Origin of the sequence: Oenococcus oeni, assembly GCF_020510245.1 — a bacterium.
Lineage (GTDB): Bacteria > Bacillota > Bacilli > Lactobacillales > Lactobacillaceae > Oenococcus > Oenococcus oeni.
In genome coordinates this window covers 887,278-909,430 of the sequence record NZ_CP084701.1, presented here as the reverse complement: position 1 = coordinate 909,430, position 22,153 = coordinate 887,278, and the positions used below count along the sequence as shown (strand labels likewise).

At 45.5% G+C, this 22,153-nt stretch carries 22 protein-coding genes and 1 pseudogene; 9 read left to right on the top strand and 14 right to left on the bottom strand.

Annotated features, from left to right (window positions below):
• Window positions 1–2: 2 nt before the first annotated feature.
• The 11 genes from recD2 to nrdD form a co-directional block, all read right to left on the bottom strand.
• Window positions 3–2,303 carry an SF1B family DNA helicase RecD2 gene (recD2, locus tag J3U91_RS04815; RefSeq protein ID WP_002818929.1) on the bottom strand — a complete coding sequence of 767 codons (2,301 nt, stop codon included), beginning with the start codon at window positions 2,301–2,303 and terminating at the stop codon, window positions 3–5.
• A gap of 66 nt (window positions 2,304–2,369) precedes the next feature.
• Window positions 2,370–2,711, bottom strand: coding sequence for a DUF1831 domain-containing protein (locus tag J3U91_RS04810; RefSeq protein WP_002818930.1), 342 nt, complete (start codon window positions 2,709–2,711; stop codon window positions 2,370–2,372).
• Window positions 2,712–2,749: 38 nt separating this feature from the next.
• Window positions 2,750–3,424 carry a 5'-methylthioadenosine/adenosylhomocysteine nucleosidase gene (locus J3U91_RS04805; protein WP_002817162.1) on the bottom strand — a complete coding sequence of 225 codons (675 nt, stop codon included), beginning with the start codon at window positions 3,422–3,424 and terminating at the stop codon, window positions 2,750–2,752.
• 12 nt (window positions 3,425–3,436) lie between these two features.
• Window positions 3,437–3,748 (bottom strand): hypothetical protein, encoded by a 312-nt coding sequence (locus J3U91_RS04800; RefSeq protein ID WP_002818931.1) that lies wholly within the window; start codon window positions 3,746–3,748, stop codon window positions 3,437–3,439.
• 47 nt (window positions 3,749–3,795) lie between these two features.
• Window positions 3,796–4,236: a Fe-S cluster assembly sulfur transfer protein SufU gene (gene sufU, locus J3U91_RS04795; RefSeq protein WP_002818932.1), complete on the bottom strand. Its 441-nt coding sequence runs from the start codon at window positions 4,234–4,236 to the stop codon at window positions 3,796–3,798.
• Window positions 4,237–4,245: 9 nt separating this feature from the next.
• Window positions 4,246–5,634 (bottom strand): Fe-S cluster assembly protein SufB, encoded by a 1,389-nt coding sequence (gene sufB, locus J3U91_RS04790; RefSeq protein WP_002818933.1) that lies wholly within the window; start codon window positions 5,632–5,634, stop codon window positions 4,246–4,248.
• Entirely contained in the window at window positions 5,627–6,880 is a 1,254-nt protein-coding gene (locus J3U91_RS04785; RefSeq protein ID WP_002818934.1) for an aminotransferase class V-fold PLP-dependent enzyme, read from the bottom strand. Before J3U91_RS04785 ends, sufB begins: the two co-directional genes overlap by 8 nt.
• Entirely contained in the window at window positions 6,858–8,138 is a 1,281-nt protein-coding gene (locus tag J3U91_RS04780; RefSeq protein WP_002818935.1) for a SufB/SufD family protein, read from the bottom strand. The genes J3U91_RS04785 and J3U91_RS04780 overlap by 23 nt, the downstream gene beginning before the upstream one ends.
• A complete protein-coding gene (gene sufC, locus J3U91_RS04775; protein WP_002818936.1) occupies window positions 8,131–8,901 on the bottom strand; it encodes a Fe-S cluster assembly ATPase SufC in 771 nt (256 codons plus the stop codon). The genes J3U91_RS04780 and sufC overlap by 8 nt, the downstream gene beginning before the upstream one ends.
• Window positions 8,902–8,918: 17 nt before the next feature.
• The gene (nrdG, locus tag J3U91_RS04770) at window positions 8,919–9,539 is read right to left on the bottom strand and encodes an anaerobic ribonucleoside-triphosphate reductase activating protein (protein ID WP_002818937.1); all 621 of its coding nucleotides are present in this window, start codon (window positions 9,537–9,539) and stop codon (window positions 8,919–8,921) included.
• A 9-nt stretch (window positions 9,540–9,548) separates the two neighbouring features.
• Window positions 9,549–11,750 (bottom strand): anaerobic ribonucleoside-triphosphate reductase, encoded by a 2,202-nt coding sequence (gene nrdD / locus J3U91_RS04765; RefSeq protein WP_002818938.1) that lies wholly within the window; start codon window positions 11,748–11,750, stop codon window positions 9,549–9,551.
• 214 nt (window positions 11,751–11,964) lie between these two features.
• Between nrdD and J3U91_RS04760 the strand changes: the two genes are divergently transcribed.
• Complete coding sequence (locus tag J3U91_RS04760; RefSeq protein ID WP_002818939.1) at window positions 11,965–12,321, top strand: metal-sulfur cluster assembly factor; 357 nt, start codon at window positions 11,965–11,967, stop codon at window positions 12,319–12,321.
• Between the two features lie 62 nt (window positions 12,322–12,383).
• Here the strand turns inward: J3U91_RS04760 and J3U91_RS04755 are convergent.
• Window positions 12,384–13,394: pseudogene (locus J3U91_RS04755) on the bottom strand (arginine deiminase); the annotation flags it as partial.
• A gap of 58 nt (window positions 13,395–13,452) precedes the next feature.
• Between J3U91_RS04755 and J3U91_RS04750 the strand changes: the two are divergent.
• Window positions 13,453–14,240 (top strand): IS5 family transposase gene (locus tag J3U91_RS04750; RefSeq protein WP_100067454.1). Its coding sequence is split into 2 segments (ribosomal slippage): window positions 13,453–13,720 and window positions 13,720–14,240, totalling 789 coding nucleotides; the frame shifts between segments, so codons are not numbered across the junction.
• Here J3U91_RS04750 and J3U91_RS04745 read toward each other — a convergent pair.
• Window positions 14,237–14,554: a hypothetical protein gene (locus tag J3U91_RS04745; protein ID WP_129559115.1), complete on the bottom strand. Its 318-nt coding sequence runs from the start codon at window positions 14,552–14,554 to the stop codon at window positions 14,237–14,239. The two genes, J3U91_RS04750 and J3U91_RS04745, sit on opposite strands and share 4 nt — an antisense overlap.
• Window positions 14,555–14,643: 89 nt before the next feature.
• Between J3U91_RS04745 and J3U91_RS04740 the strand changes: the two genes are divergently transcribed.
• The 7 genes from J3U91_RS04740 (at window position 14,644) to J3U91_RS04710 (ending at window position 21,321) form a co-directional block, all read left to right on the top strand.
• Window positions 14,644–15,339, top strand: a complete 696-nt coding sequence (locus J3U91_RS04740; RefSeq protein ID WP_002820251.1) for a response regulator transcription factor — start codon at window positions 14,644–14,646, stop codon at window positions 15,337–15,339.
• Between the two features lie 9 nt (window positions 15,340–15,348).
• Window positions 15,349–16,707 (top strand): sensor histidine kinase, encoded by a 1,359-nt coding sequence (locus J3U91_RS04735; protein ID WP_032804608.1) that lies wholly within the window; start codon window positions 15,349–15,351, stop codon window positions 16,705–16,707.
• 216 nt (window positions 16,708–16,923) lie between these two features.
• A complete protein-coding gene (locus tag J3U91_RS04730; protein ID WP_002819944.1) occupies window positions 16,924–17,574 on the top strand; it encodes a VTT domain-containing protein in 651 nt (216 codons plus the stop codon).
• On the top strand, window positions 17,564–18,235 hold the full coding sequence (locus tag J3U91_RS04725; RefSeq protein WP_002826711.1) for a phosphatase PAP2 family protein: 672 nt from the start codon (window positions 17,564–17,566) through the stop codon (window positions 18,233–18,235). The genes J3U91_RS04730 and J3U91_RS04725 overlap by 11 nt, the downstream gene beginning before the upstream one ends.
• Window positions 18,217–19,164 carry a glycosyltransferase family 2 protein gene (locus J3U91_RS04720; protein WP_002820252.1) on the top strand — a complete coding sequence of 316 codons (948 nt, stop codon included), beginning with the start codon at window positions 18,217–18,219 and terminating at the stop codon, window positions 19,162–19,164. The genes J3U91_RS04725 and J3U91_RS04720 overlap by 19 nt, the downstream gene beginning before the upstream one ends.
• Before the next feature lie 9 nt (window positions 19,165–19,173).
• Window positions 19,174–21,009, top strand: a complete 1,836-nt coding sequence (locus tag J3U91_RS04715) for a hypothetical protein (RefSeq protein WP_002826712.1) — start codon at window positions 19,174–19,176, stop codon at window positions 21,007–21,009.
• 15 nt (window positions 21,010–21,024) lie between these two features.
• Window positions 21,025–21,321, top strand: a complete 297-nt coding sequence (locus J3U91_RS04710; RefSeq protein ID WP_002819931.1) for a GtrA family protein — start codon at window positions 21,025–21,027, stop codon at window positions 21,319–21,321.
• A 44-nt stretch (window positions 21,322–21,365) separates the two neighbouring features.
• Here the strand turns inward: J3U91_RS04710 and J3U91_RS04705 are convergent.
• A protein-coding gene (locus J3U91_RS04705; RefSeq protein WP_100067454.1) for an IS5 family transposase occupies window positions 21,366–22,153 on the bottom strand; the annotation gives its coding sequence in 2 pieces (ribosomal slippage) (window positions 21,366–21,886 and window positions 21,886–22,153; 789 coding nt in all).

Sequence of the window (22,153 nt, the reverse complement as noted above, 5' to 3'; positions counted from 1 at the left end):
AATTATTTAATAAAGTCGCCTGGTTTGATTCCGTTCATACCAATCATTGGATCGATTTGATTATTTTCAATCAATTCTTTGCTTAAAACATAGCCAGGAGACTCATTTGCCTCTTTTTTGGTCGCTAGCGCTACAGGCCTATCGACACCGTTTAATAATTTTACTAAATTTGTCTGCCGTAAAGGCGTCGGATTGTTGATTGCATCAGTAAAAGCTCTTTGACTGCCAATTAAAATCAATGATTTCTCGGCACGCGTAACACCGGTGTAGACAAGATTTCTCGTCACAAAATTATTAAAGGTGCTTGTCAACACAAAAATAACATTTCTAAACTCACTGCCTTGGGACTTATGAACTGTCGATGCATAGCTAAGCCGTAGTTGATTAATTTCATTCTCTTTATACATGACAGTATTACCAAGAAAATCAACCGATATGAATCGTGAACGAAGCGGACCAGACAATTGCGTAGCAATCACATATCCTATATCACCGTTATTGACACCTTTTTCCGGATTGTTTTCCTGCTGCATAACTCGATCCCCAGCCAGAAAAGCAGTCGATAAATCATCAATCCGGATATCTCGATCAATTAAATATGGACGTGCCAGTTGGTTTAGAAGTTCGACAAGTCGATTCGTCGGAGTGATGATTTGTAAATCTTCCTTTTTAATACCAAAACGCATTGCTGCGGACAAAATTCGACTGATCCCTTGTTCCAACTGGTATTCTTCAAGAGAAAAGAAAGAGATATCATTACCGTTTTCAAACATTTTTTGATCGACGATTCCCCGTTTCAAATCCTGTGATAAAAGATCGATTCCAGAGCCCTTCGTCTGCCGATGATTGATCTGTAATTCGATTGTTTTAAATTGATCGCTGAGAATTAAGTCAGTTAAAATTTGACCGGCGCCAACCGATGGAAGCTGATCTTTATCGCCAACCAACAGTAAACGGCAACCGTTAGGTACCGCTCGCAAGAAATGCTGGAAGAGTTGTAGATCAACCATTGACATTTCATCAATTACAATCAATCCGGCCTGCAGCTGATTATTTTCATCGAAATCAAAATATCCATCAGAGGTCGCCCCAAGCAGGTGATGAATTGTGACAGCCTGACGTCCGGTTACTTCTGTAATACGAGCTGCAGCACGACCGGTCGGAGCAGCCAACAAAACCAATTTTTTCGTTTGTTTGAATTTATTTTCCGAATTAGACTTCTCGGCCGCTCTTTCCCATTGCTGGATAACAGTCTTGATAACAGTAGTTTTGCCAGTCCCTGGTCCACCAGTCAGTATCGTTATCTGATTTTTGAAAACCGATTCTACGGCCTTTTTTTGCTTATCGTCAAGTAACGACTTATTGGAAAGTTGCAGTTTTCCGGTGAAAGAACGCTGTTTGTTTTTTGAAACACGTTTTAAATCATCGATAACCGATTCTTCCAAACGATAATATTCAGCTAGAGAAACGCGGCTATCGGAAATGAATAGTTGCCCTTTCCTTTGCAAACTTTCGATTTCAGTCAAAATTTCCTGATCGAAAAACTCGGGTCCGCTTTCCAAAAGTTCTGAAACATTCTTTACGAGCTGGTCTTTGCTTAAGTAAGTATCCCCACTTTCTTGGGCTGCCGTCAATAAACTGAAAATGACTGCTCCATCGATCTGGTCTTCTTGATGATTAAAATTATTGAATCGGGCAATCTGCTGAGCATCTTGAAAAGTGAATCCATCAACCTGGCCAATTAATTGATAGGGGTTTTCCGACAAAAGATTTGTAAAATCGGAACCAAATTGGTCAAACAATCGCTCGATCAAAGACTGGCTAAGGCCATACTGACTGCTTCGAGCAATTGCTTTGGTTTTTTCCTGATTGCTTAAAAGAACGGCCCGCATATTTGCAATTTGTTTTTTCTTCAAACCGAGTGTCTTCAACTGATCAGGTTTATCAACAATCGTATCAAGCGATTCACCGCCAAAATTATCTACGATCTTCTCGGCCGTCTTTCTCCCGACTCCCTCAAAAAGATCAGAACTGAGAAAATCTATTAATCCATCGTTATCATCCGGCAAAACGGACTGATAGTCAAAGACATTAAACTGTTTTCCATATTTCGGATGAATCGTTAATTTTCCGGAGAATTCATAAGACTCGCCGATTTTTAAATCGGCAATTTCGCCCGTAAGAGTGATTTCCGTCTCTTCCCAATCGAAATCATCATTGGATACTTTCGCCAAAAAAACAGCATAATTATTAGCACTGTTTTTAAAAAAAGATTTTTTTATACTTGCTACTAATTGCGCCACTTAAATCAGTTTAACTCAAAATAAATAGCGTCATTCGGCGCTTAAACAAGATTTGAATATTAAAAATCACCTAATTGTTTCGATAACTTTTCGATCAATTAATTGCTTCATAAAAAAACGATACTGTTCTACCAAAACTTTGTCTTTAGGATTGGAAAAAATGTCAATATTAATCGCTTCGTTACCACTGAGCAATGAAATCTTAAAGGCAGTCAAATCCTTCGTAAAGGTTATTTTTAATTTTCTCGAAGCAGAGAAGCCCTTTTCCGGTTCAAGCATATTTGTTTGAACAAAAGCACCGGCATTATTTAAAGCAAAACCAAGATCTCGAAGAGTAAAAGCTTTTATTTCAGGGCTGATTCGATATCCTTGATCGCCCCTTACCAAAACTGTGTTTTCAAATGCCATGTTTAAATTATATCAAGCGAAACCCTTAAGCATCAAAATTAAATTGATTGAATAAAGTTTAAAAGCAATTTAGCCGATCTTTCGCCAGCCTGAACGAGAAATTCATCGAAACTAATCGCCGCTTGGTCATCGGCAGCATCGGAAATCGCTCTTAGAATGACAAAAGGTACTTGGAAATCGTAGGCAACTTGAGCAACTGCCGCACCTTCCATTTCAACGGCCAATCCATCAGGAAAATTTTTAATAATTGTATTTTTCATGTCGCCCATCACAAAGGAATCACCTGTAACAATCAAACCAGTCTTTGCTTCCGGATTAACCTCTTGAAAATCTTTTACCAACTGAGGATCAGATTCAAAGAAACGCGGTTTTTCCGGCACATAGCCAACAGAACCCTCGAATTTGGTGTTGTAAACGTCATGATGAGCCAATTTGCTGGCAATAACCTGATCGCCAATATGCAAACCGGCAGCTAAAGCACCGGCAGACCCAGTATTCACAACAAGATCCGGTTTATAGCGATCCAAAAGAACACCGGTTGCCATCGCGGCTTGAACTTTGCCAATTCCGGATTCCGTCAAAATAACATCTTTACCATAAATCTGTCCTTCGGAGAAATTCTGTCCGGCAATTTTTTTGCTTTGAATATTACTCAAAGCATCCAGCAATTGACGCTTTTCCTGTTCCATCGGTGTAATGATTCCAATCTTCATTTATAGAGCTCCTCATAAAAAAATAAAATATAGATACAAAAGGACAATCAGAACTACCAATGACAAAATAGCAATATTCAAGCGAAATTTTAGTCTTTGACTTCTTCCTTTACTTGTCAGCTTTCCGTCCGAACCTAGCTCGAACTTGCCATTGTGAGTTAATTTGAATTCTTGTTCGTATTCCGGTTGGACAGGAGTTACCTGTTTTGGATGTTCCTTGGCATATTGCTTTTCGATCGCTTTTCGTTTTTTCAAACGATCTTGAGCTTCGTCCTTGGCGTTTCTTTTTTTGACCCAATTGTTGATCCAGTCTTTTAAAGACATAGCTTAATAATACAAAAAGGAGGCCGATTATTCCTCCTTTTTGTCCACTAATCAAATTGATTGTTTTTTAGCATTTGTTCCAAAGCATCCCAAACCAAACCGGCGCATTTCACCCGGGTTGGAAATTGACTGATTTTAGAAAAGACCGAAGCATCTCCAAGCTGATCGATTTCTACACTTTCTTTGCCAGTAATCATCTTCTGAAATTGGGAAATTCTCGTTTGCATGCTTTCAAGCGATTGGTGAAGTGCCAAATCAGCAAGAATGCTTGCCGAAGCCTGACTGATCGTGCAACCCTGCCCTTGAAAAGCGATTGCAGTGATATGCCGATCAGAAACTTTGATCTGAAGCTCTAAAACATCGCCGCAATTTGGATTGTGGGCAAGCTGGACTGCCGTTGGGTTCAGTAATTGCCCCCGATATCTTTGGTCAACGGCAGCATCCAAAATAACCTGCCGATATAACTGATTTAATCCTTCTAATCCCACGAAAATCTCCTAACCGATCGAACCTGCCATTTGAAATTCGATCAAACGATTAAGTTCGACTGCATATTCCATCGGTAATTGTTTTGTAAAAGGTTCAATAAAACCCATAATAATCATTTGGGTAGCTGTCGCCTCAGAAATTCCGCGACTCATTAAATAATAAAGTTGTTCTTCCGATATTTTGGAAACGCGGGCTTCATGTTCCATACTGACTTGTCCATTATGAATTTCATTGATCGGAATCGTATCGGAAGATGATTTATCGTCCATGATAATCGTGTCGCATTCAACATGAGCTTTTGATCCTTGGGAATGTTCGCCAAAACGAACCGTGCCGCGATAGTCGACCGCGCCACCATCTTTGGAAATCGATTTTGAAATAATGCTAGAAGACGTATTGGGAGCATTGTGAATCATCCGGGCTCCGTTATCCTGGTCCATGTGTGCTCCGGCAACGGCAATTGACAACATCGTTCCCCTTGCTCCAGGGCCATTTAAATAAACAGACGGATACTTCATCGTAATTTTCGAACCCAAGTTTCCGTCAACCCACTCCATCGTCGCATTTTCAGCTGCTGAAGCTTTTTTTGTCTCCATACTGTAAACATTAGTCGACCAGTTTTGAATCGTCGTATAACGGCAATATGCGTCCCTTTGAACGTTTACTTCTACAACGGCAGCATGAAGACTATCGGAATCATAGCGGGGCGCCGTACAACCTTCGACATAGTTCGCACTGGCACCTTCGTCGACAATAATCAAAGTCCGTTCAAACTGCCCGGTATTGATCTCGTTAATACGAAAATAAGACTGCATCGGTGTCTTAACGCGAACGCCCTTTGGAACATAAATGAAAGCTCCACCAGACCATACTGCACCGTTTAGGGCTGAAAATTTGTTCGTCGCCGGACTGACTAATTTGCCGAACCACTTTTTAAATAATTCCGGATACTTTTGTAAAGCTGTGTCCGTATCGGTAAAAATAATTCCCTGTTTGGCAAATTGATCTTTGATGTTGTGGTAAACAACTTCTGATTCGTATTGGGCACTCGAACCGGCCAGATACTGTCTTTCTGCTTCAGGAACCCCCAATCGATCAAAAGTCTCTTTAATAGTCGCAGGAACATCATTCCAGTCGCGGTACTTTTTATCAGTAGCGCGCTGAAAATAATGCAGGCGATCAAGCTCTAGGCCACTCAAGTCCGGACCAAAATCAGGCATGGGCATTTTATTATAAATCGCCAATGATTTTAAACGATAATCAAGCATCCAATCGGGCTCGTGTTTGGCAGCCGAAATTTCGCGAACAACCTTTTCATCAAGACCAATTCCAGTAGAATATATCGGTTTGAACTGATCATGAAATTCTGTGCCCGATCTTTGTACTGTCTTAGCCATTTGAGGACTCCTTTGAAGGGTGACGATTAAAAAAATCTTCCGTATCTTTTAGAGCAATTAAAAATCTCTCGACTTCGTCCAAATTATTATAAAAATAAAAGCTTGCCCGGCAGGTTGCTGAAACACCCAAACGGTTCATTAATGGTTCGGCACAATGATGTCCGGCTCGAATCGCAACTCCGTCAAGATCGAAAACTGTCGATACATCATGAGGATGAATTTCACCAACATTAAAAGAAATAATTCCGGTGTGATTAGCAGGATCGGCTGATCCATAAATCTTCACCTGCGGTCTATTTTGCAAAGCAGAAATAGCTGCTTCCATTAAGGACCGATCTTGTGCAGCAATTTTATCAAAACCAACTTTTTGTAAATATGTTAAGGCAGCGCCAAAAGCAATTACGCCGGCAATATTTTGCGTCCCGGCTTCAAAACGCAATGCGCCACTTTTGAAGCTCGCTTCATTTTTACTAACTTCTTCAATCATCTCGCCACCGAAAAACTCCGGATCAATTTTCTCAAGCAATTCACTTTTACCATATAAAACACCGACTCCGGTTGGCCCCAGCATCTTGTGAGCAGAAAATGCCAAAAAATCACAGTCAAGATTTTGGACATCAATCTTAAAATGAGGAACGCTTTGGGCAGCATCGACAATCATAATTGCATTAACCTCATGAGCCATAATCGCCAACTCTTTGACCGGCTGAATACTGCCAAGTACGTTAGAAACCTGAGTAATGCTGACAATTTTCGTTTTTGCATTAATTGTTTTTTTGGCAGCATTCAAATCAATCACGCCTTCTTGATTAAAATCCAAAAAGCGTAAACGGGCTCCGGTTTTTTTGGCCACCTGCTGCCAAGGTACGAGATTACTGTGATGTTCTAAAATCGAAAGAACAATTTCGTCTCCCGGTTTAAGTTTTGCTTCACCCCAGCGCTGAGCCACCCAATTTAAACTTTCAGTTGTGCTGCGGGTAAAAATTATCTCGTCGCGGGACTTTGCATTAATGAAATGCCGCACCTGGTCACGGACCTGCTCGTAATCGTCAGTCGCTTTTAAAGCCAAAGCATGTGTTGCTCGGTGAATATTAGCATTCTCATAACCGTAATACCTGCTAATTCTGTCGATAACAAGTTGGGGTTTTTGGCTCGTTGCCGCATTATCCAAATAAGCCAAGGGTTCATCATTCATTTTCACATTATTCAAAATAGGAAAATCGTCACGAAACTGATTTTTGGACATTCGTTAACAGTCTCCTTTCCAATGCCTGATCTAATTCGACTCTTAAATTATCGATTGGCAAACGATCCAAAAGATCATCAAAAAAACCTTTAACAAGTAATTGGCGGGCCCGATCGACTGTTAATCCGCGACTCATTAAATAATAAAGCTGCTCCGGACTCACTCGACCAATACTGGCAGCGTGACCAGCTTCAACGTCATTTTCATCAATTAAAAGAATTGGATTGGCATCTCCTGTCGCAGTGGGAGACAATAATAAAATCCGACTGCTTTGTTCCGAATTAGCACCGTGGGCGCCCTTAACGATTTTGCCAACCGCATTATAAATCAAACGACCATCTTGAAGAATCACTCCGCGTTGATTAATGTTGCCGGTTGTATGTTGACCAATGTGAATCAGTTTTGTCATCAAAGCCTGTTTCTGCTTTCGATCAGCCAGACTAACGACCCTTAAGTTGGCTTTTGAACCATTGCCATTTAAGATCGCCGAACACTCACCAACCAAATTATTCAAATTCATTTCCGCCAAGAGCCAATTAACTTCCGCATCAACTCCGAGGCGGCTGAAACGATTGAAGTAACTGATCTTAGAATGATTTAATTGGTCAACGGCAAAGCAATCAAGCCGGCTTCCCGGACCGGCAATCAAATCAAAGACAGAATTGAGCTGCACTTTTTCCAAACCGGTCGAAGACTTTGTCGTTTGAACAACTGTAGCCGTAACGCCACTACCAGTGATAAATAAAATATGTTGTTCAATTGCCGAAGCATAATTATCCACAGTCAAAGAAATTTCAATTGGTTTTTCCAAATGAAGATCGTTTGGCAAATAAATTAAAAGACCACAATTCCAATAAGCCTGGTGTATGGCCAGCAAGCGGTTATGCGGATCTTTTTGCAAATATTGTTGGACTAAATCAGGCCTTTTTTCGGCAGCCTCAAAAAGATTCATCACAACGACACCAAGTTTTTGAAGTTCCCGAGGAAGATAAATCTTCAAACTGGATAAGTTGCTTTGTTCGATCCTAATTTGAGATTTTTCTGTAAGAAAAGTTTTTTCTTCTTGAAGCGACCAACTTAAAGGTGCTGAAATCGCTTGGAAAGTTGTTTTTAAAACTCGTGGGTAATCCGGCCAATCCAAGTCTCGGCTAACCGAAAGAGCTTTTTTACGATGCTCGGTCAACCATTCAGCTTCATGAAGATCTGCTAAAACATTCAATTGCCGTTTAAAAAAATCGGAACGTCTTGTCTTAATCATGGTCTGCAGTCTCTAAACCGAGCGTCTTGGCAAGACCCTCGTATCCAGTTTTTTCCAGTTCAGCGGCCAAATCCGGACCGCCAGTCTTTACAATCCGTCCACCCATCATAATATGAACAACGTCAGGAACAATATATTTCAAAAGTCGTTGATAGTGAGTAATAATTAAGGAACCAAATTCAGTTCCACGCAAAGAATTAACACCTTTAGCGACAATTGTTAATGCATCGATATCAAGGCCGGAATCAATCTCGTCTAGAATTGCAAAACGAGGCTTTAACATCAAAAGCTGCAATATTTCGTTACGTTTTTTCTCACCGCCGGAAAATCCCTCGTTTAAATACCGTTCCGCCATCTCTTCCGGTATTTTTAATAGAGCCATTTTCTCATCCAACTGTTGGAGAAAATCGCGAACTTTAATCGCTTTTTCCTTTGGTCGGCCGGCATTAACCGCTGCTCGAATGAATTCCATATTCGTAATTCCGGGTATTTCTTGAGGATATTGCATCGCAAGAAATAAGCCGTGTCGAGCGCGCTCATCAACAGTCCAATTCAAGATACTTTTGCCATCGAGTAAAATATCGCCTTCAGTCACCTGGTAACCACTTCTACCCATAATTGTTTCGGATAGAGTCGATTTCCCGGTCCCATTCGGACCCATAATCGCGTGAATCTCACCAGTGGATACAGTTAAATTAACACCCTTTAAAATATGTTGTCCCTCTGCCTGAACGTGTAAATTTTTGATCTCTAAAGTTGTCACTGGTCAATCTTACCTTCCTATCGAACCAAACGGTCCCAAATAACTACCTTGGATTGCTGCAAGGATTTCTGAACATCAATGATTCTCTGATTAGAACTGCCTCTAAATTGCAGTGTTAAATCTTTTTGTGCTTCCAAAAAACGGCCATCGACCAGAATGTCTAATTTACTCAGCATTTCTTTTTTATCATCTGATTCCAGCTGCAGCTCATCCCAGGTATAGCCGGTCCAAGACCAAATATCCTTACTATGGCCATACTCTTTATGAATTCGATCAATCAATTGCAAACATACATGAGTGTTCAAAAATGGTTCGCCGCCTAATAAAGTCAGTCCCTGAACATAAGACTGACCAAGATCGGCGATGATCTGATCTTCTAAATCTTTCGTGTACGGCTGACCATAATGAAAATTCTGAGCGACCTTGTTATAGCAGCCGGGACAGGCAAACTTGCAGCCGCTGACATATAAGCTGCAGCGGACTCCTTCGCCATCAACAAAATTAAATGGTTTATAACTAGCCACATAATCCAAACTTAAATCTTTGGACAACCATTCTTTAGTTTTTGGATTTTTTGGCAAACGCTGCCGATGTTGGTGCTGCCTTTTCGCTACGGCTTTTGTTTCTTTTTCCGTCATTAAAATCTCCTATCCTTGACGAGCACTGCTTGTACTATCGTTTCCGAGCGACATGTGCTTGACACGAGAAATAATTTCCTGGTGACGTCCATGAATCATTGGCCGCTGCAATGGGTTGCCAAGATATCCACAAGTCCTTTTAACAACATCACAGGTTGCCGGATCGGTATTACCGCACTTCGGACACTTAAAACCACGTGCTGTGGCTTCAAATTCTCCCTTAAAACCACATTTAAAACATTGGTCGATAGGAGTGTTGGTTCCTAAATAACCAATTTTGTCATAAGCATAGTCCCAAACTGCTTCCAATGCTTTTGGATTTTGTTTCAAATTTGGATATTCACAATAATGAATAAAACCACCGGAACAGTATTTTGGATAATCCTTTTCAAAATCGATCTTTTCAAAGGGGGTAATTTTCTTTCTAACATCATAGTGGAAACTATTCGTGTAATATTCCTTATCGGTAATGTCTTTAACAATGCCAAACTTCTTTGTATCAAGCCGGCAGAATGTATCGGTCAAGCTCTCACTTGGAGTACTGTAAACACTGAAATGGTAGCCATATTCCTTTTCCCAATCCTTGCAGTGTTCCCATAAGGTTTTGACAATCTTAACAGAAAATGCTTTGGCCTCCGGGTTATGTTCCCAAGCATGACCAAAAAAGACAGTTCCCACTTCATAAATACCGATATATCCCAAAGAAACAGTCGAGCGGGATTTATTAAAAAGCTGATCGATTGAATCATTCGGCTTCAAGCGCTTGCCGAAGGCTCCATATTCATAAAGAATCGGAGCATTCTCCGGACTAGCTTCTTTGGCGCGGTTGATCTTGAAAACAAGTGCTTCTTTACAAACATCCAAACGATCCTCGAAAATCTTCCAAAACTTTGCCTGATCTCCTTTTGACTCCATGGCTATTCTGGGAAGGTTAACTGTAACAACCCCTAAATTCATGCGGCCGGCATTGACTTCGCGGCCACTTTCATCCCACCATCCTTGCAAAAATGAACGACAGCCCATCGGGGCTTTGAAGCTACCAGTAAGTTCAACAATTTTGTCATACATCAAAACATCAGGATACATCCGCTTCGTGGCACATTCGATTGCCAACTGCTTAATATCATAGTTAGAATCTTCAGGTTTTAGATTGAGCCCACGTTTGATAGTAAAGACTAATTTTGGAAAAATCGCCGTCCGCCTTTCCTTGCCCAAGCCCTTAATCCGAACTTGTAAAATCGCTTTTTGGATCGACCGTTCTATCCAACTCGTTCCTAAACCAAAACCGACAGTCGTAAATGGCGTCTGGCCTTGAGAAGAATACAAAGTATTAATTTCATATTCCAAACCCTGCATCGCGTCGTAAATGTCTTTTTCGGTTTTTTGACGAGCAAAAGCTTCCTGTTTGTCTTGGTCTTCGATCCACTGCTTTGCTTCGTCTAGATTCTTATGATAATTTTTTTCAGCAAAAGGAGCTAGAAATTCGTCAGTCCGGTCTGCAGAACAACCACCATATTGGCTGGAAGCTACATTAGCAATGATCTGGGCCATTTGGGCAGTGGCAGTCTGAATTGAATTTGGGGATTCAAGTTCGGCATTGCCTATTTTAAAACCGTTGGTCAACATTTCTTTAAAATCGATTAAACAGCAGTTGGTCATTGGGCTATATGGTTGATAATCCAAATCATGCCAATGGATATCGCCACTCATATGTGCTTTGGCGACTCTTGGTGGAAGCATTTTCAAACCAATTGAACGCGCAACGGTGCCTGCTGTCAAATCTCGTTGAGTATTAAAAACATGGCTGTCTTTGTTCGCATTTTCATTGACGACTGTCTTGTCTTTGTTAAGCAGTTTTTGAATCGTAAAATTGATATCCGTTGCTTTGCTGGAATTAATTTCGGCTGACAATAATTGATTATTCGCGACTTGTGCCAGTTGTGGATTGCCCTGCTCTTTTAAAGAACGCAGAATAGCTGTGTTCAAATCCTGGCGAGTTGCTACAGAGTTGTCGGAAAGTGGTATTTTTGTCATGACTTGATCAACGATATTTTTGATTAATTGGCTGTCAAGCGGCTGATCGACTTTGTCATTGGCATGCAAAAGCACTTTTTCTATCTGACCATCTTTTAGTTGGGAAATACTGCCGTCGTCTTCTTGAATTTTAATTGCTGTTAGCGTTGCTGGCGAATCATTATCTTGATTTATCATTTCATTCAAATCCTTTATCTTTTTGATTAACGCCAATAATAACGGATTATTGGGCAAGGTTCAATCTAAAAAAATGCCTTAGAGTTAGTTTTTTTGAAGGGAAAAGATAGATGTTTTGCTTGAATCATGCTAATCTGAAGCCGTTGAAAAAATTATTTTTAAGTGAGAATTTATTAAACTTTTATTAAACTTATTAGGAGGCTGGTGACAAGCTTTGAATAAAAATACACAAGTTGAAAATGTTGGCGAATCCTTAACAGAAGCGGAGTTTTCCTCAGCTATAGAAGCTTTAAAACAGGCGATTGACCCGGAAATGGGAGTGAGCGTCCAGGATCTTGGCTTGATTTACAGTTTGCAGATCGTCAAGAAAGACAAGAAACGGCAACTACATGTTTTAATGGCTTTAACACTGCTCGGATGTCCTTTAACCGCCGAATTGCAGACAATCGTCAAAGATGCGATTATGACATATAGTGATTTTACTAACGTTTTAGTACAAATCGACCCGACGATCGTCTGGGACCCGAATCGGATTTCCCGGCTCGCGAGAATTTCTTTGGGAATCTCCTGAAAAAAATGACAATTAATTTAAAAAGATTGCATTAATAATTAAATGCAATCTTTTTAAATACTTTATTTTTCAATATCTTCGCGATAGATCGGCATACTCATACAACGCGGGCCACCACGCCCACGAGAAATTTCACTAGACGGAACCTCGGAAACCTGAATACCATGCTTACGCAAAGCTTCGTTTGAAACATAATTACGATCATAAGTCACAACTGATCCAGGTGCGATTGCCAAAGTATTAGATCCGTCATTCCATTGCTCACGGGCGGAAATTATCGGATCACCATCACCGGTTGAAATCAGATCAAGTTCGTTCAAACCGAGCTGTTCTTTAAGAACTGTTTTAAGATTATTGGAAGATTCGATTTTAATCTGATTCTGTTTATCCTTATGCATCACAAGAATCGGCAGTTCTCCCTTGTTGTTGAGAATCATCGGGTGAACAGTAAATTGATCAAAATTTACCATTGTAAAAACCGTATCCAAATGCATCGTCGCATGAGTTTGAGGAATCTGAATCGCGATTACGGTATCGTAATTCGATCCAGCAAATAAATTTTTCGCAACATCCTTGATTGCTTCGGAACTAGTTCTTTGCGAAAGGCCAATCGCCAACACATGATCGGAAAGAACCAATTCATCGCCGCCTTCAAGTCTGGCAACATGATTACGATCGCGCCACACGTTGATATTTTTATTTGCAAAACGTGGATGATGATTAATAACCAGTTCGGTGAACATTGATTCCCGTCGACGAGCTTTGAAGGTCATTCGGTTGATCGTTAAACCATCGCCAATCGAAGCCGATGGATCGCGAGCGAAATAAAGATTAGGCATTGGTGCCATGAGAAAAGGTCTCGTCCGATCGAATGAAAAATTTTGCAAATCTTTTGAGGCAAGCTCGATTTCATCGAAACGAACGCCAGCCATAATTTTATCGACCATCTCATTAGTTGGTAGGCCAACTAAAAATTTTTGTAATTGGTCATGTATCGTCCCACTTTTAAAACCAGATTCGGCAATCATTTTATCAATAAAAAAAGCTTTAACCTGTTCATCTGTTTCTAAGAACCTGTCTAGTATCTGCTGAATCTGGTAGAATTGTGGAAAACCGACTGAGGAGTTTGTCATGCCAGATTATCCAAGCAATATTTCTCGAGCGCAATTTGCGTTAATACAACCTGATTTAGAAAACTTCCGCAAGCATACAAGACCGCGTCGTTATGATCTTTATGACGTATTCAATGCCATCCTTTACTCGCTTACTACAGGGTGTCAATGGCGTGAATTACCGCACGATTTCCCGGAATGGCACACTGTCTACCGCTATTACGATATGTGGCGAGATAAACCAGACCCGACAGCTGATTCGCTATTAGAAAGGCTTTTAAAAAAACTGTTGCTTCCTATCGCTTTGCACAGGGCCGATCGGCCCGAACGTCGTTTGTGATTGTTGATGCTCAAAGTGTTAAAACCACTGATTTAACGAAAAATAGTGGCTACGATGGCGGCAAAAAGATTTCAGGGATTAAGCGTCATATGGTGGTTGATATTAATGGTTTACCACAAGCCATTCTCGTGACACGAGCTAATGTATCAGATCGTTCAGGTGCATTGGCTATGTTTAGTTTGGCTAGCCAAAATTTAGAGCTGGTTCAGCATGTCATGGTTGATGGTGGCTACACTGGCAATGACTTTGCGGATCAGGTGAAGCTCATTTTGAATGCTAAGACGACGGTAGCTAAACGCAACGAGTTGCATATGTTCACGGTGTTACCGCAACGATGGATCGTTGAACGTTCATGGAGTTGGCTAGACAAATGTCGGCGACTTTGGAAAAACTGTGAACGTGCCCTTAACAGCAGTCTTCAAATGGTTGTATTGGCCTTCCTGAAGATAGTTCTTAAAAGATACTAGACAGGTTCTAACTGTTCAAAATCAAGTGGTTCTGGTCCGATATCTGCGGCCAAGATCGGTAATTTATCATCTACTTGAAATTGATTAAAGCGTTTGAAGACAGGTTTGTCAGCCGCGGGTAAACGGGAATGAACAAAAATATTAGCTAGTTGCGCTAACAATAAGAGAATAAAAAAACGTTGTCGCTTGATTATTTGAAGTAAATAAGTTAATAATGGTGTATGAATGCGGATCTTCCTTTCTTCTGGAAATTCTTGTTGGTGGTACACCAAGGATAACAGAAAAATAGATCCGGGTGTTTTTTCTTTACACAAGATAAGAAAAAACAACTAGAAATAATAAATAAAACAAGGTAAATAGAGGTACGTTTGACAGTACCACGATTCACATAGGGAGAAGACCATTGAAATCCACCATTTTACTAGTCGAAGACGAGGAGGGCTTAGCCGACTCACTCAAAACCGAATTCGAGCTCGAGAACTTCAATGTGCTCTGGGCCAATGACGGCCTAATCGCGCTGGACATGTTCCGGCAAAACGAGGCCCAGATTGATTTAATCATTTTGGACTGGATGCTGCCGCACCTGGACGGCTTCAGTGTGATGCGCCGCATTCGCAAAACCAGCCAGGTGCCGATCATCATGCTGACGGCGCGCTTTTACATCGGCGATAAGGTGGCCGGGCTGACCGGCGGCGCCGACGACTATGTCACCAAACCATTTGAAATGGAAGAACTGATTGCCCGGGTCGAAGTGGCCCTGCGCCATTCGCAGCCGGCGGCCACCACTGCCGCCGTGTATACTGCTGGCAATTTGAATGTGGATACGGACACCAAACGCGTCACCCGGGGCGGTACCATCATCCCCCTCACCCAGCGAGAATACGAGCTGCTGGTGGCGCTCATCAGTCATCAAAACGAGCCCTGTTCGCGGGAAGATTTACTGGACACGGTGTGGGGGGTCGATTTTGACGGCCAGCCAAACATCCTGGACGTCTATGTCCGCAATCTCCGGAGCAAAATCGACACTCCCAACCAACCTAAGCTGATTCACACTGTCCGCGGCGTGGGCTACATGCTTTCCGAACACGTGGCGGAATAAGGCCCTAATATGAAAAAAAACAAACAATCTAGCGCAGCCATCATGCTACACAGCCTGATGCGCTTCATCATCATTGTCACCTTGCTGCTCGGCGCTGCCATCATCATCGCCGTGGGCCATCAGCTGCTGGAAGAGGTTCAAACCACCACCAGTCATATCACCGCCAGTCTCAAGCAAACCGACATTGATGGCGATGATGACTGGGAAAGCTGGCGCAAAAACAGCACCCTGGACACCAGCGCCACTTATGTTTATGTCCACAACAAGCGCGCCGATGCCAAGGTCAGCCAATACTTCTCCCCGCACGCGGAAAAAGTCTTAAAAGTGACCCCCACTAAGGTGCCGTTTTTAACCAATGTCTATTATCACCCAGGCATCGGGCTGCTGTACCATCGTATGGTGCACGCGCGCGGGATTTACTGCACGTTGTGGCAAAACATGAATCCCCAGCTGGCGGTGCTGCTGCGGGTGATTGAAGTCACTGCCATCCTGCTGGCGGTGACGCTGCTGGCCACGCCGCTGTACATTCGCCGGCTGACCAAGCGACTGACGGATCCTCTGACCACGCTGTCTCACACGACCCAGATGATTGCCGGCGCCAAAGAACCTGGCGCGATGCGGCTACCAGTCCCGGCGCAACCGACTGAAGTGACGGAACTCGCTGGTAATTTCAACGAGTTGCTGAGCATGTTGAATGAACGCCAGGAGCAGCAAAAACTGTTCGTGATGAACGCGGCGCATGAGCTGCGCACTCCGATTGCCACGATTCGCAGCCACGCCCAGCTGATCGAACGTCACGGCGAGAACCATCCGGAAATCATTACCAAGTCGGTGGGCTACATCACCGAGGAATCCCGGCAAATGCAACAGTTGATTGATGAGCTCCTGCAACTTTCCTGCGCCGACCGGCTCGCGCTTGACCTGACCCCGCTTGATCTCAGTGCCACAGTGACTACCATCATGCAAAAAATTGCTGGGACCTTCGAACAAACCGTCACCACCGAGATTCAGCCTGACATCCATATCACCGGCAACGAAAGCGCGATTGAGCAAATTTTGGTCAACCTAGTCACCAATGCCGCGAAGTATTCGCCAGCGGCCAGCCAAATTACCGTCACCCTCACCCAACAGGCTAATGAGGCGGCGGCCCTTGCGGTGAAAGATCAAGGTAGCGGCATCAGTGCTGAAGATAAAAGCCACATCTTCGAGCGCTTCTACCGCAGCGCCGATGTGCGCGGCACGGTAGCTGGCACCGGCTTAGGGCTAGCCATTGCCACGCAACTCGCTCAGCTCAGCAATAGTGAGTTGACGGTCGCCGACGATCAGCCGCAGGGCACCATTTTCACGTTGATTTTCTCCACCAAATAAACTTTTTCATGCCGCTCAAAAATATTTTTGAGCGGTCTTTTTGCGCCGAATATTAGTAATCTGAATATTTTTCAGCTAAATCACCCTTGATACTGGCACTGCCGCGGTGAAAGCTGAAGATTATTGAGTTTCGGGTTAGTTTTCATGAGTGGGCGCACCGCGGGATTGCCGTTATGCTGGGTTCATCCTGAAAGTCCAGTCAAGGGGGAACACATCATGACCGCACTCATTACGCTGCTACCTAACCTTAATCAATTGTTGCCGCAGCTCATCAGTCAATTCGGCTCACTCATCTATCTTGGCTTGTTCGCCATGATCTTCATTGAAACAGGCGTCGTCGTCCTGCCCTTTCTGCCTGGCGACTCACTGCTATTTCTCTGCGGCTCGCTGGCGGCAATGGCTAATCACAGTTTGAACATCTGGGTGTTGTTCGGCTTGCTCAGCGTGGCCGCGGTACTCGGGGATTCACTGAACTTTGAAATTGGTGAGCACTTCGGCCTGCGCCTCGCGCACAGTGCGAAACTCAGCCGCTTCATAAAACCGGCCTACCTCGAACGTTCGCAGCGCTTCTTCGACCGGCATGGCAAAGCTGCGATTTTCCTCGGCCGCTTCATGCCGATCATCCGCACCTTCATCCCCTTCACTGCCGGCGTGAGCCAGATGCGTTACCGCGACTTTGCCGCCTACAACGTGCTTGGCGGCGTGACATGGGTGGCGGTGGCGCTGGGCGCTGGGTACCTGTTCGGCAATATTGCCATCGTCAAAACCCATTTCGAACTGATCATGCTGGCCATCGTGGTCATTTCCTTAGCGCCTGCCGCCTTCATGGCGCTGCGCCATCGCGGAGGTGCCGCCGATGCCGACTAAAACCAAAACATTGCTAGGCGGGCTGAGCCTGATTGCCTTTGCCGCCATAGCCCTTGGTGTCATCACGCATGCCGCCTGGCTTGCGCAATTGGACGCGGCGGCCAGCACTTTGGCCACGCGCGCCATCGATCCAATGAATACCGCGCTTTTCAAAGTCGTTGCCGCCCTCGGCAGTCCTGCCACCGTCATCGGTCTCACTGCGCTGCTTTGCCTGTGGTTGTGGCTCCAGCAAGGACCGGTCGTCAGTCTATGGTTTGCCGGTCTGCAGCTCGGCGGCTCCGCCATTACGGAAGGCTTCAAGCTACTGATTGACCGCAGTCGCCCGCTCCATCAGCTGGTGCTGGATCACGGCGCTAGCTTCCCTAGCGGCCACACGTTTTGCACGGCGCTGCTAGTGTTCACCTTGTGGACGCTCTGCCTGCCGCACATTCAAGATCAAAAAACCCAGCTGATTACTGTATTGATTGGCATTGGCTGGATCGCGATGGTGGCGATATCGCGGGTGTATCTGCGCGACCACTACCTCTCTGATGTGCTCGCCAGTGTCTACTTAGCTAGCGGCTGGTGGTTGCTGGTCACACCTGCGGAAGCCTTTATTCAAGCTAAAATGCGGCAGTTTTTACCGGAAGGGATGTTGAAATCATGGCCACATCAAAATTAACGATTGTTGTTCCTGCTTACAATGAAGAAGAGGTGCTGACGTCCTCGGTGCAAAAATTACTGGCCGTTGAAGACCAAATCGCCGCGCAAACCGTCCTCGGTCAGCGTGCCGACATCCTGATCGTCGATGATGGTTCCATGGATCACACCTGGGACATCATCGAAAAACTGCACGCCATGAATTCTCGCGTGCGCGGACTGCGTTTTTCCCGCAACTTCGGCCACCAGTCGGCGCTGATCGCCGGCATGAGTGAAGCCGTGAAAACCGCCGATATGATTGTCACCATCGATGCCGACCTCCAAGATGATCCCGACAAAATCGGCGACATGGTGGATGCCTATGCGGATGGCGCCGACATCGTCTACGGCGTCCGGAACAACCGGGAAACCGACAGCTGGTTCAAGCGCACCACGGCCCAAGGCTACTACAAGACACTCAAGCTGCTGGGCGTCGAACTCGTGCCCAATCACGCCGACTTCCGCCTGATGTCCAAGCGCGCCGTTGAAACCTTCCTGCAGTATCCAGAACGCAACATTTTCATTCGCGGCCTGATTCCTAAGCTCGGCTTCAAAACTGCCGAAGTCTTCTACAAGCGCACGCCGCGCATGGCCGGCGAATCCAAGTACCAGCTGAAAAAGATGCTGGCTTTTGCCTGGGACGGCATCACCAGCCTAACGATTGCGCCGGTGCGGCTCATTCTCATTCTGGGTGCCTTGTCTTGCCTACTGGCGGTGGGCATGGTGGTTTACGCCATTGTCATGAAAATGCTGGGGCTCACCGTGCACGGCTGGTCGTCGTTGATGGTGTCGCTGTGGTTCGTTGGCGGCATCCAAATGATCAGCCTCGGGGTGATTGGTGAATACATCGGCAAGCTCACCACCGAAGTTAAACATCGCCCGCGCTACACGGTGCAAACGATTCTGGATTAAGGTGAGGGTATGAAAAAGATTAAACCCGCCTTTCTGCCAGCAATTTTAATCCTCTGCCTGCTCATTGGCAGCATCGGTAACCTGACCAGTGTGCTCGGGGTGCCGGCGCTGTTGGTGGTAGCGCTCCTGGGCGCGGGGCTTTACTTCGGGGCGCCCAACACCGTTTACCACGATCCGTACCGGGTACTGTCGCAAGCCGACCAGCTCGCCGCCGGCCACATGACCTGGGATATCACCTACTTCTGGCGCTACGCCAATAACGTGCCGCTGGCTTATCTGCTCTCCCTGTGGTTGCGGCTGACGCAACTGGTGGGCTTAAGCACCAATCTTTCGGTGCACCTGCTGAGTATCTTGGTGTTGGACAGCTTTATTGCCCTGGCGCTGCATACGATTTGGCAGCTCAGCCAGCGCGCCAGCCTGCTGGTCGTGGCCTTCGGTTTCTTTGCCTTGTCGCCGTTTGCCTACACCTACTACCTGCAAGTCTTTTACTCCGACTTACCGACGATGCTGGTGCTGCTCATCATCATACGCAGCCTGCTGAACTGGTCGCAGAAAACATCGCGCCAGCGCTGGTTTGCCGGCAGCGGACTAGTTGTTGCCGTGATGCTCGGCGCCATGCTCAAGCCTAATCTGGTGGTCTTGTTGCCAGCTCTGCTGATTGTCGGCCTGATTCTGGCCCGTCAGCACCTCTGGCGACAAGCCAAACTGACCCTGCCCATCCTCTTGATTGTGCTGGGCTTCGGGCTGAGTCTGCCGGCGACCAAAGTCATTGACGTGGCAGCCAATTATCAACCCCGCACCGCCTTTTCGTTCCCGGCGACCAACTGGATCTTGATGGGCTACAACCAGCACAGCAACGGCGGCTACTCCGGCAAGGATGTCGGACGTGCCATCAAGCAGCCCAGCCAAGCCGCCCGCCAACGGTACAATTTGAAAACCATCCCCAAGCGCATCAAAACTCTCGGGGTGGTTGGCGTCATCCGGTTGTGGGTAGTGAAGTTAGGCATCGTGCTCAATGTCCAAGGCATTCAGCGCTGGTACAACGGCGGCTTCCGCGCCGCGCCTAGTTGGTACAGTAATCATGCTGGCTTCTATCAGGGACTGACCGTGATTGGCTATGTGGCCGCGACCCTGCTCATGTGGGGCGCACTGATGCTGAAGCTCTTGCGGTGGCGGCCAGATCTGACCGACCCGCATCAAATCCTTGCACTGCTGGCGGTGACCACTGCCCTTGGCTACCTGGCTTTCCACACCCTACTGTGGGAAGTTGAACCGCGCTATGGTCAAGCCATTTTGCCGCTGCTCTGGGTGGCTTTGGCGGCCATCCCGCGTCAGGCCAGCCAGTCGCGTCCCCGCTGGGCGAACCAAGCTAGCCTCCTCAATGGCGCCACTGCTTTACTCGTCGCCTTTGGGGCCGCTGGTGTGCTTGGCGCTCAGCTGCCACAAAAGCAAGTGATTGCCGCCCAGCGCAGTCAGCTATCCGTGCAGTATCACGCCAAGCCCAAGACCGTGACGCCAGGCACCGTGCTGGCAGAGGTGGTCGATGTGAACGCGCCAGCGAACTATTTTTCCGTTCAGATTCATGCTGGTAGTCAGGTGCAAGTCACCCTCACTAACCTTGCCACCGGGCAACATTATCGGTTAACGATGGCTGGCAGTGTGGCCCGCCTGCACCACCAGCTCGCCGCTGGGCAATATCGGATTACCGTTCAAAACCTCACCACCCGCGGCCAGCAGGTCGATGTGACCCACACCTACCATTATCAGCTCGCTGCTCACCCGCTAACGGTGAACGGCCAATCGCAGCCCACCGCCTCGTTGATTTATACCTGCATGCAGCGCTGAGAAAGGAGCCTTTTTATGGAAAAACCAATCACTACCCTTTACAGCAAATACGGTACAGCCTTGCGCTACCTGATTGTTGGGGGCCTCACCACCGGCATTAATGTGGTGCTGTTCTTCGGCCAGACTCACCTCGCGATGCCGTGGTTCTGGGCGAGCATTATCGCCTGGGTCCTCAGCGTGCTGTTTGCCTTCATTGCCAACAAGAAAGTCGTGTTCAACTCCGCCGACATGACCTTCCGGACTGTGATCAAAGAAGGCGCCAGCTTCTTCACCTTGCGCGGCGCGTCACTGCTGGCGAACACGGCGATTTGAATCGACCCGCGGTTGCCTTGATGTCTTTCTTTTTTAGAACCTGTCTAGTATCTTTTAAGAACTATCTTCAGGAAGGCCAATACAACCATTTGAAGACTGCTGTTAAGGGCACGTTCACAGTTTTTCCAAAGTCGCCGACATTTGTCTAGCCAACTCCATGAACGTTCAACGATCCATCGTTGCGGTAACACCGTGAACATATGCAACTCGTTGCGTTTAGCTACCGTCGTCTTAGCATTCAAAATGAGCTTCACCTGATCCGCAAAGTCATTGCCAGTGTAGCCACCATCAACCATGACATGCTGAACCAGCTCTAAATTTTGGCTAGCCAAACTAAACATAGCCAATGCACCTGAACGATCTGATACATTAGCTCGTGTCACGAGAATGGCTTGTGGTAAACCATTAATATCAACCACCATATGACGCTTAATCCCTGAAATCTTTTTGCCGCCATCGTAGCCACTATTTTTCGTTAAATCAGTGGTTTTAACACTTTGAGCATCAACAATCACAAACGACGTTCGGGCCGATCGGCCCTGTGCAAAGCGATAGGAAGCAACAGTTTTTTTAAAAGCCTTTCTAATAGCGAATCAGCTGTCGGGTCTGGTTTATCTCGCCACATATCGTAATAGCGGTAGACAGTGTGCCATTCCGGGAAATCGTGCGGTAATTCACGCCATTGACACCCTGTAGTAAGCGAGTAAAGGATGGCATTGAATACGTCATAAAGATCATAACGACGCGGTCTTGTATGCTTGCGGAAGTTTTCTAAATCAGGTTGTATTAACGCAAATTGCGCTCGAGAAATATTGCTTGGATAATCTGGCAT

What these genes read in the sequence shown, in the direction of transcription:
- nrdD (WP_002818938.1), bottom strand. Translation starts at nt 11,750, where the DNA reads ATGATAAATCAAGATAATGATTCGCCAGCAACGCTAACAGCAATTAAA.
- J3U91_RS04805 (WP_002817162.1), bottom strand. Translation starts at nt 3,424, where the DNA reads ATGAAGATTGGAATCATTACACCGATGGAACAGGAAAAGCGTCAATTG.
- J3U91_RS04800 (WP_002818931.1), bottom strand. Translation starts at nt 3,748, where the DNA reads ATGTCTTTAAAAGACTGGATCAACAATTGGGTCAAAAAAAGAAACGCC.
- J3U91_RS04735 (WP_032804608.1), top strand. Translation starts at nt 15,349, where the DNA reads ATGAAAAAAAACAAACAATCTAGCGCAGCCATCATGCTACACAGCCTG.
- J3U91_RS04720 (WP_002820252.1), top strand. Translation starts at nt 18,217, where the DNA reads ATGGCCACATCAAAATTAACGATTGTTGTTCCTGCTTACAATGAAGAA.
- J3U91_RS04725 (WP_002826711.1), top strand. Translation starts at nt 17,564, where the DNA reads ATGCCGACTAAAACCAAAACATTGCTAGGCGGGCTGAGCCTGATTGCC.
- J3U91_RS04780 (WP_002818935.1), bottom strand. Translation starts at nt 8,138, where the DNA reads ATGATTAAGACAAGACGTTCCGATTTTTTTAAACGGCAATTGAATGTT.
- J3U91_RS04810 (WP_002818930.1), bottom strand. Translation starts at nt 2,711, where the DNA reads ATGGCATTTGAAAACACAGTTTTGGTAAGGGGCGATCAAGGATATCGA.
- J3U91_RS04730 (WP_002819944.1), top strand. Translation starts at nt 16,924, where the DNA reads ATGACCGCACTCATTACGCTGCTACCTAACCTTAATCAATTGTTGCCG.
- J3U91_RS04710 (WP_002819931.1), top strand. Translation starts at nt 21,025, where the DNA reads ATGGAAAAACCAATCACTACCCTTTACAGCAAATACGGTACAGCCTTG.
- J3U91_RS04785 (WP_002818934.1), bottom strand. Translation starts at nt 6,880, where the DNA reads ATGTCCAAAAATCAGTTTCGTGACGATTTTCCTATTTTGAATAATGTG.
- J3U91_RS04715 (WP_002826712.1), top strand. Translation starts at nt 19,174, where the DNA reads ATGAAAAAGATTAAACCCGCCTTTCTGCCAGCAATTTTAATCCTCTGC.
- sufB (WP_002818933.1), bottom strand. Translation starts at nt 5,634, where the DNA reads ATGGCTAAGACAGTACAAAGATCGGGCACAGAATTTCATGATCAGTTC.
- nrdG (WP_002818937.1), bottom strand. Translation starts at nt 9,539, where the DNA reads ATGACGGAAAAAGAAACAAAAGCCGTAGCGAAAAGGCAGCACCAACAT.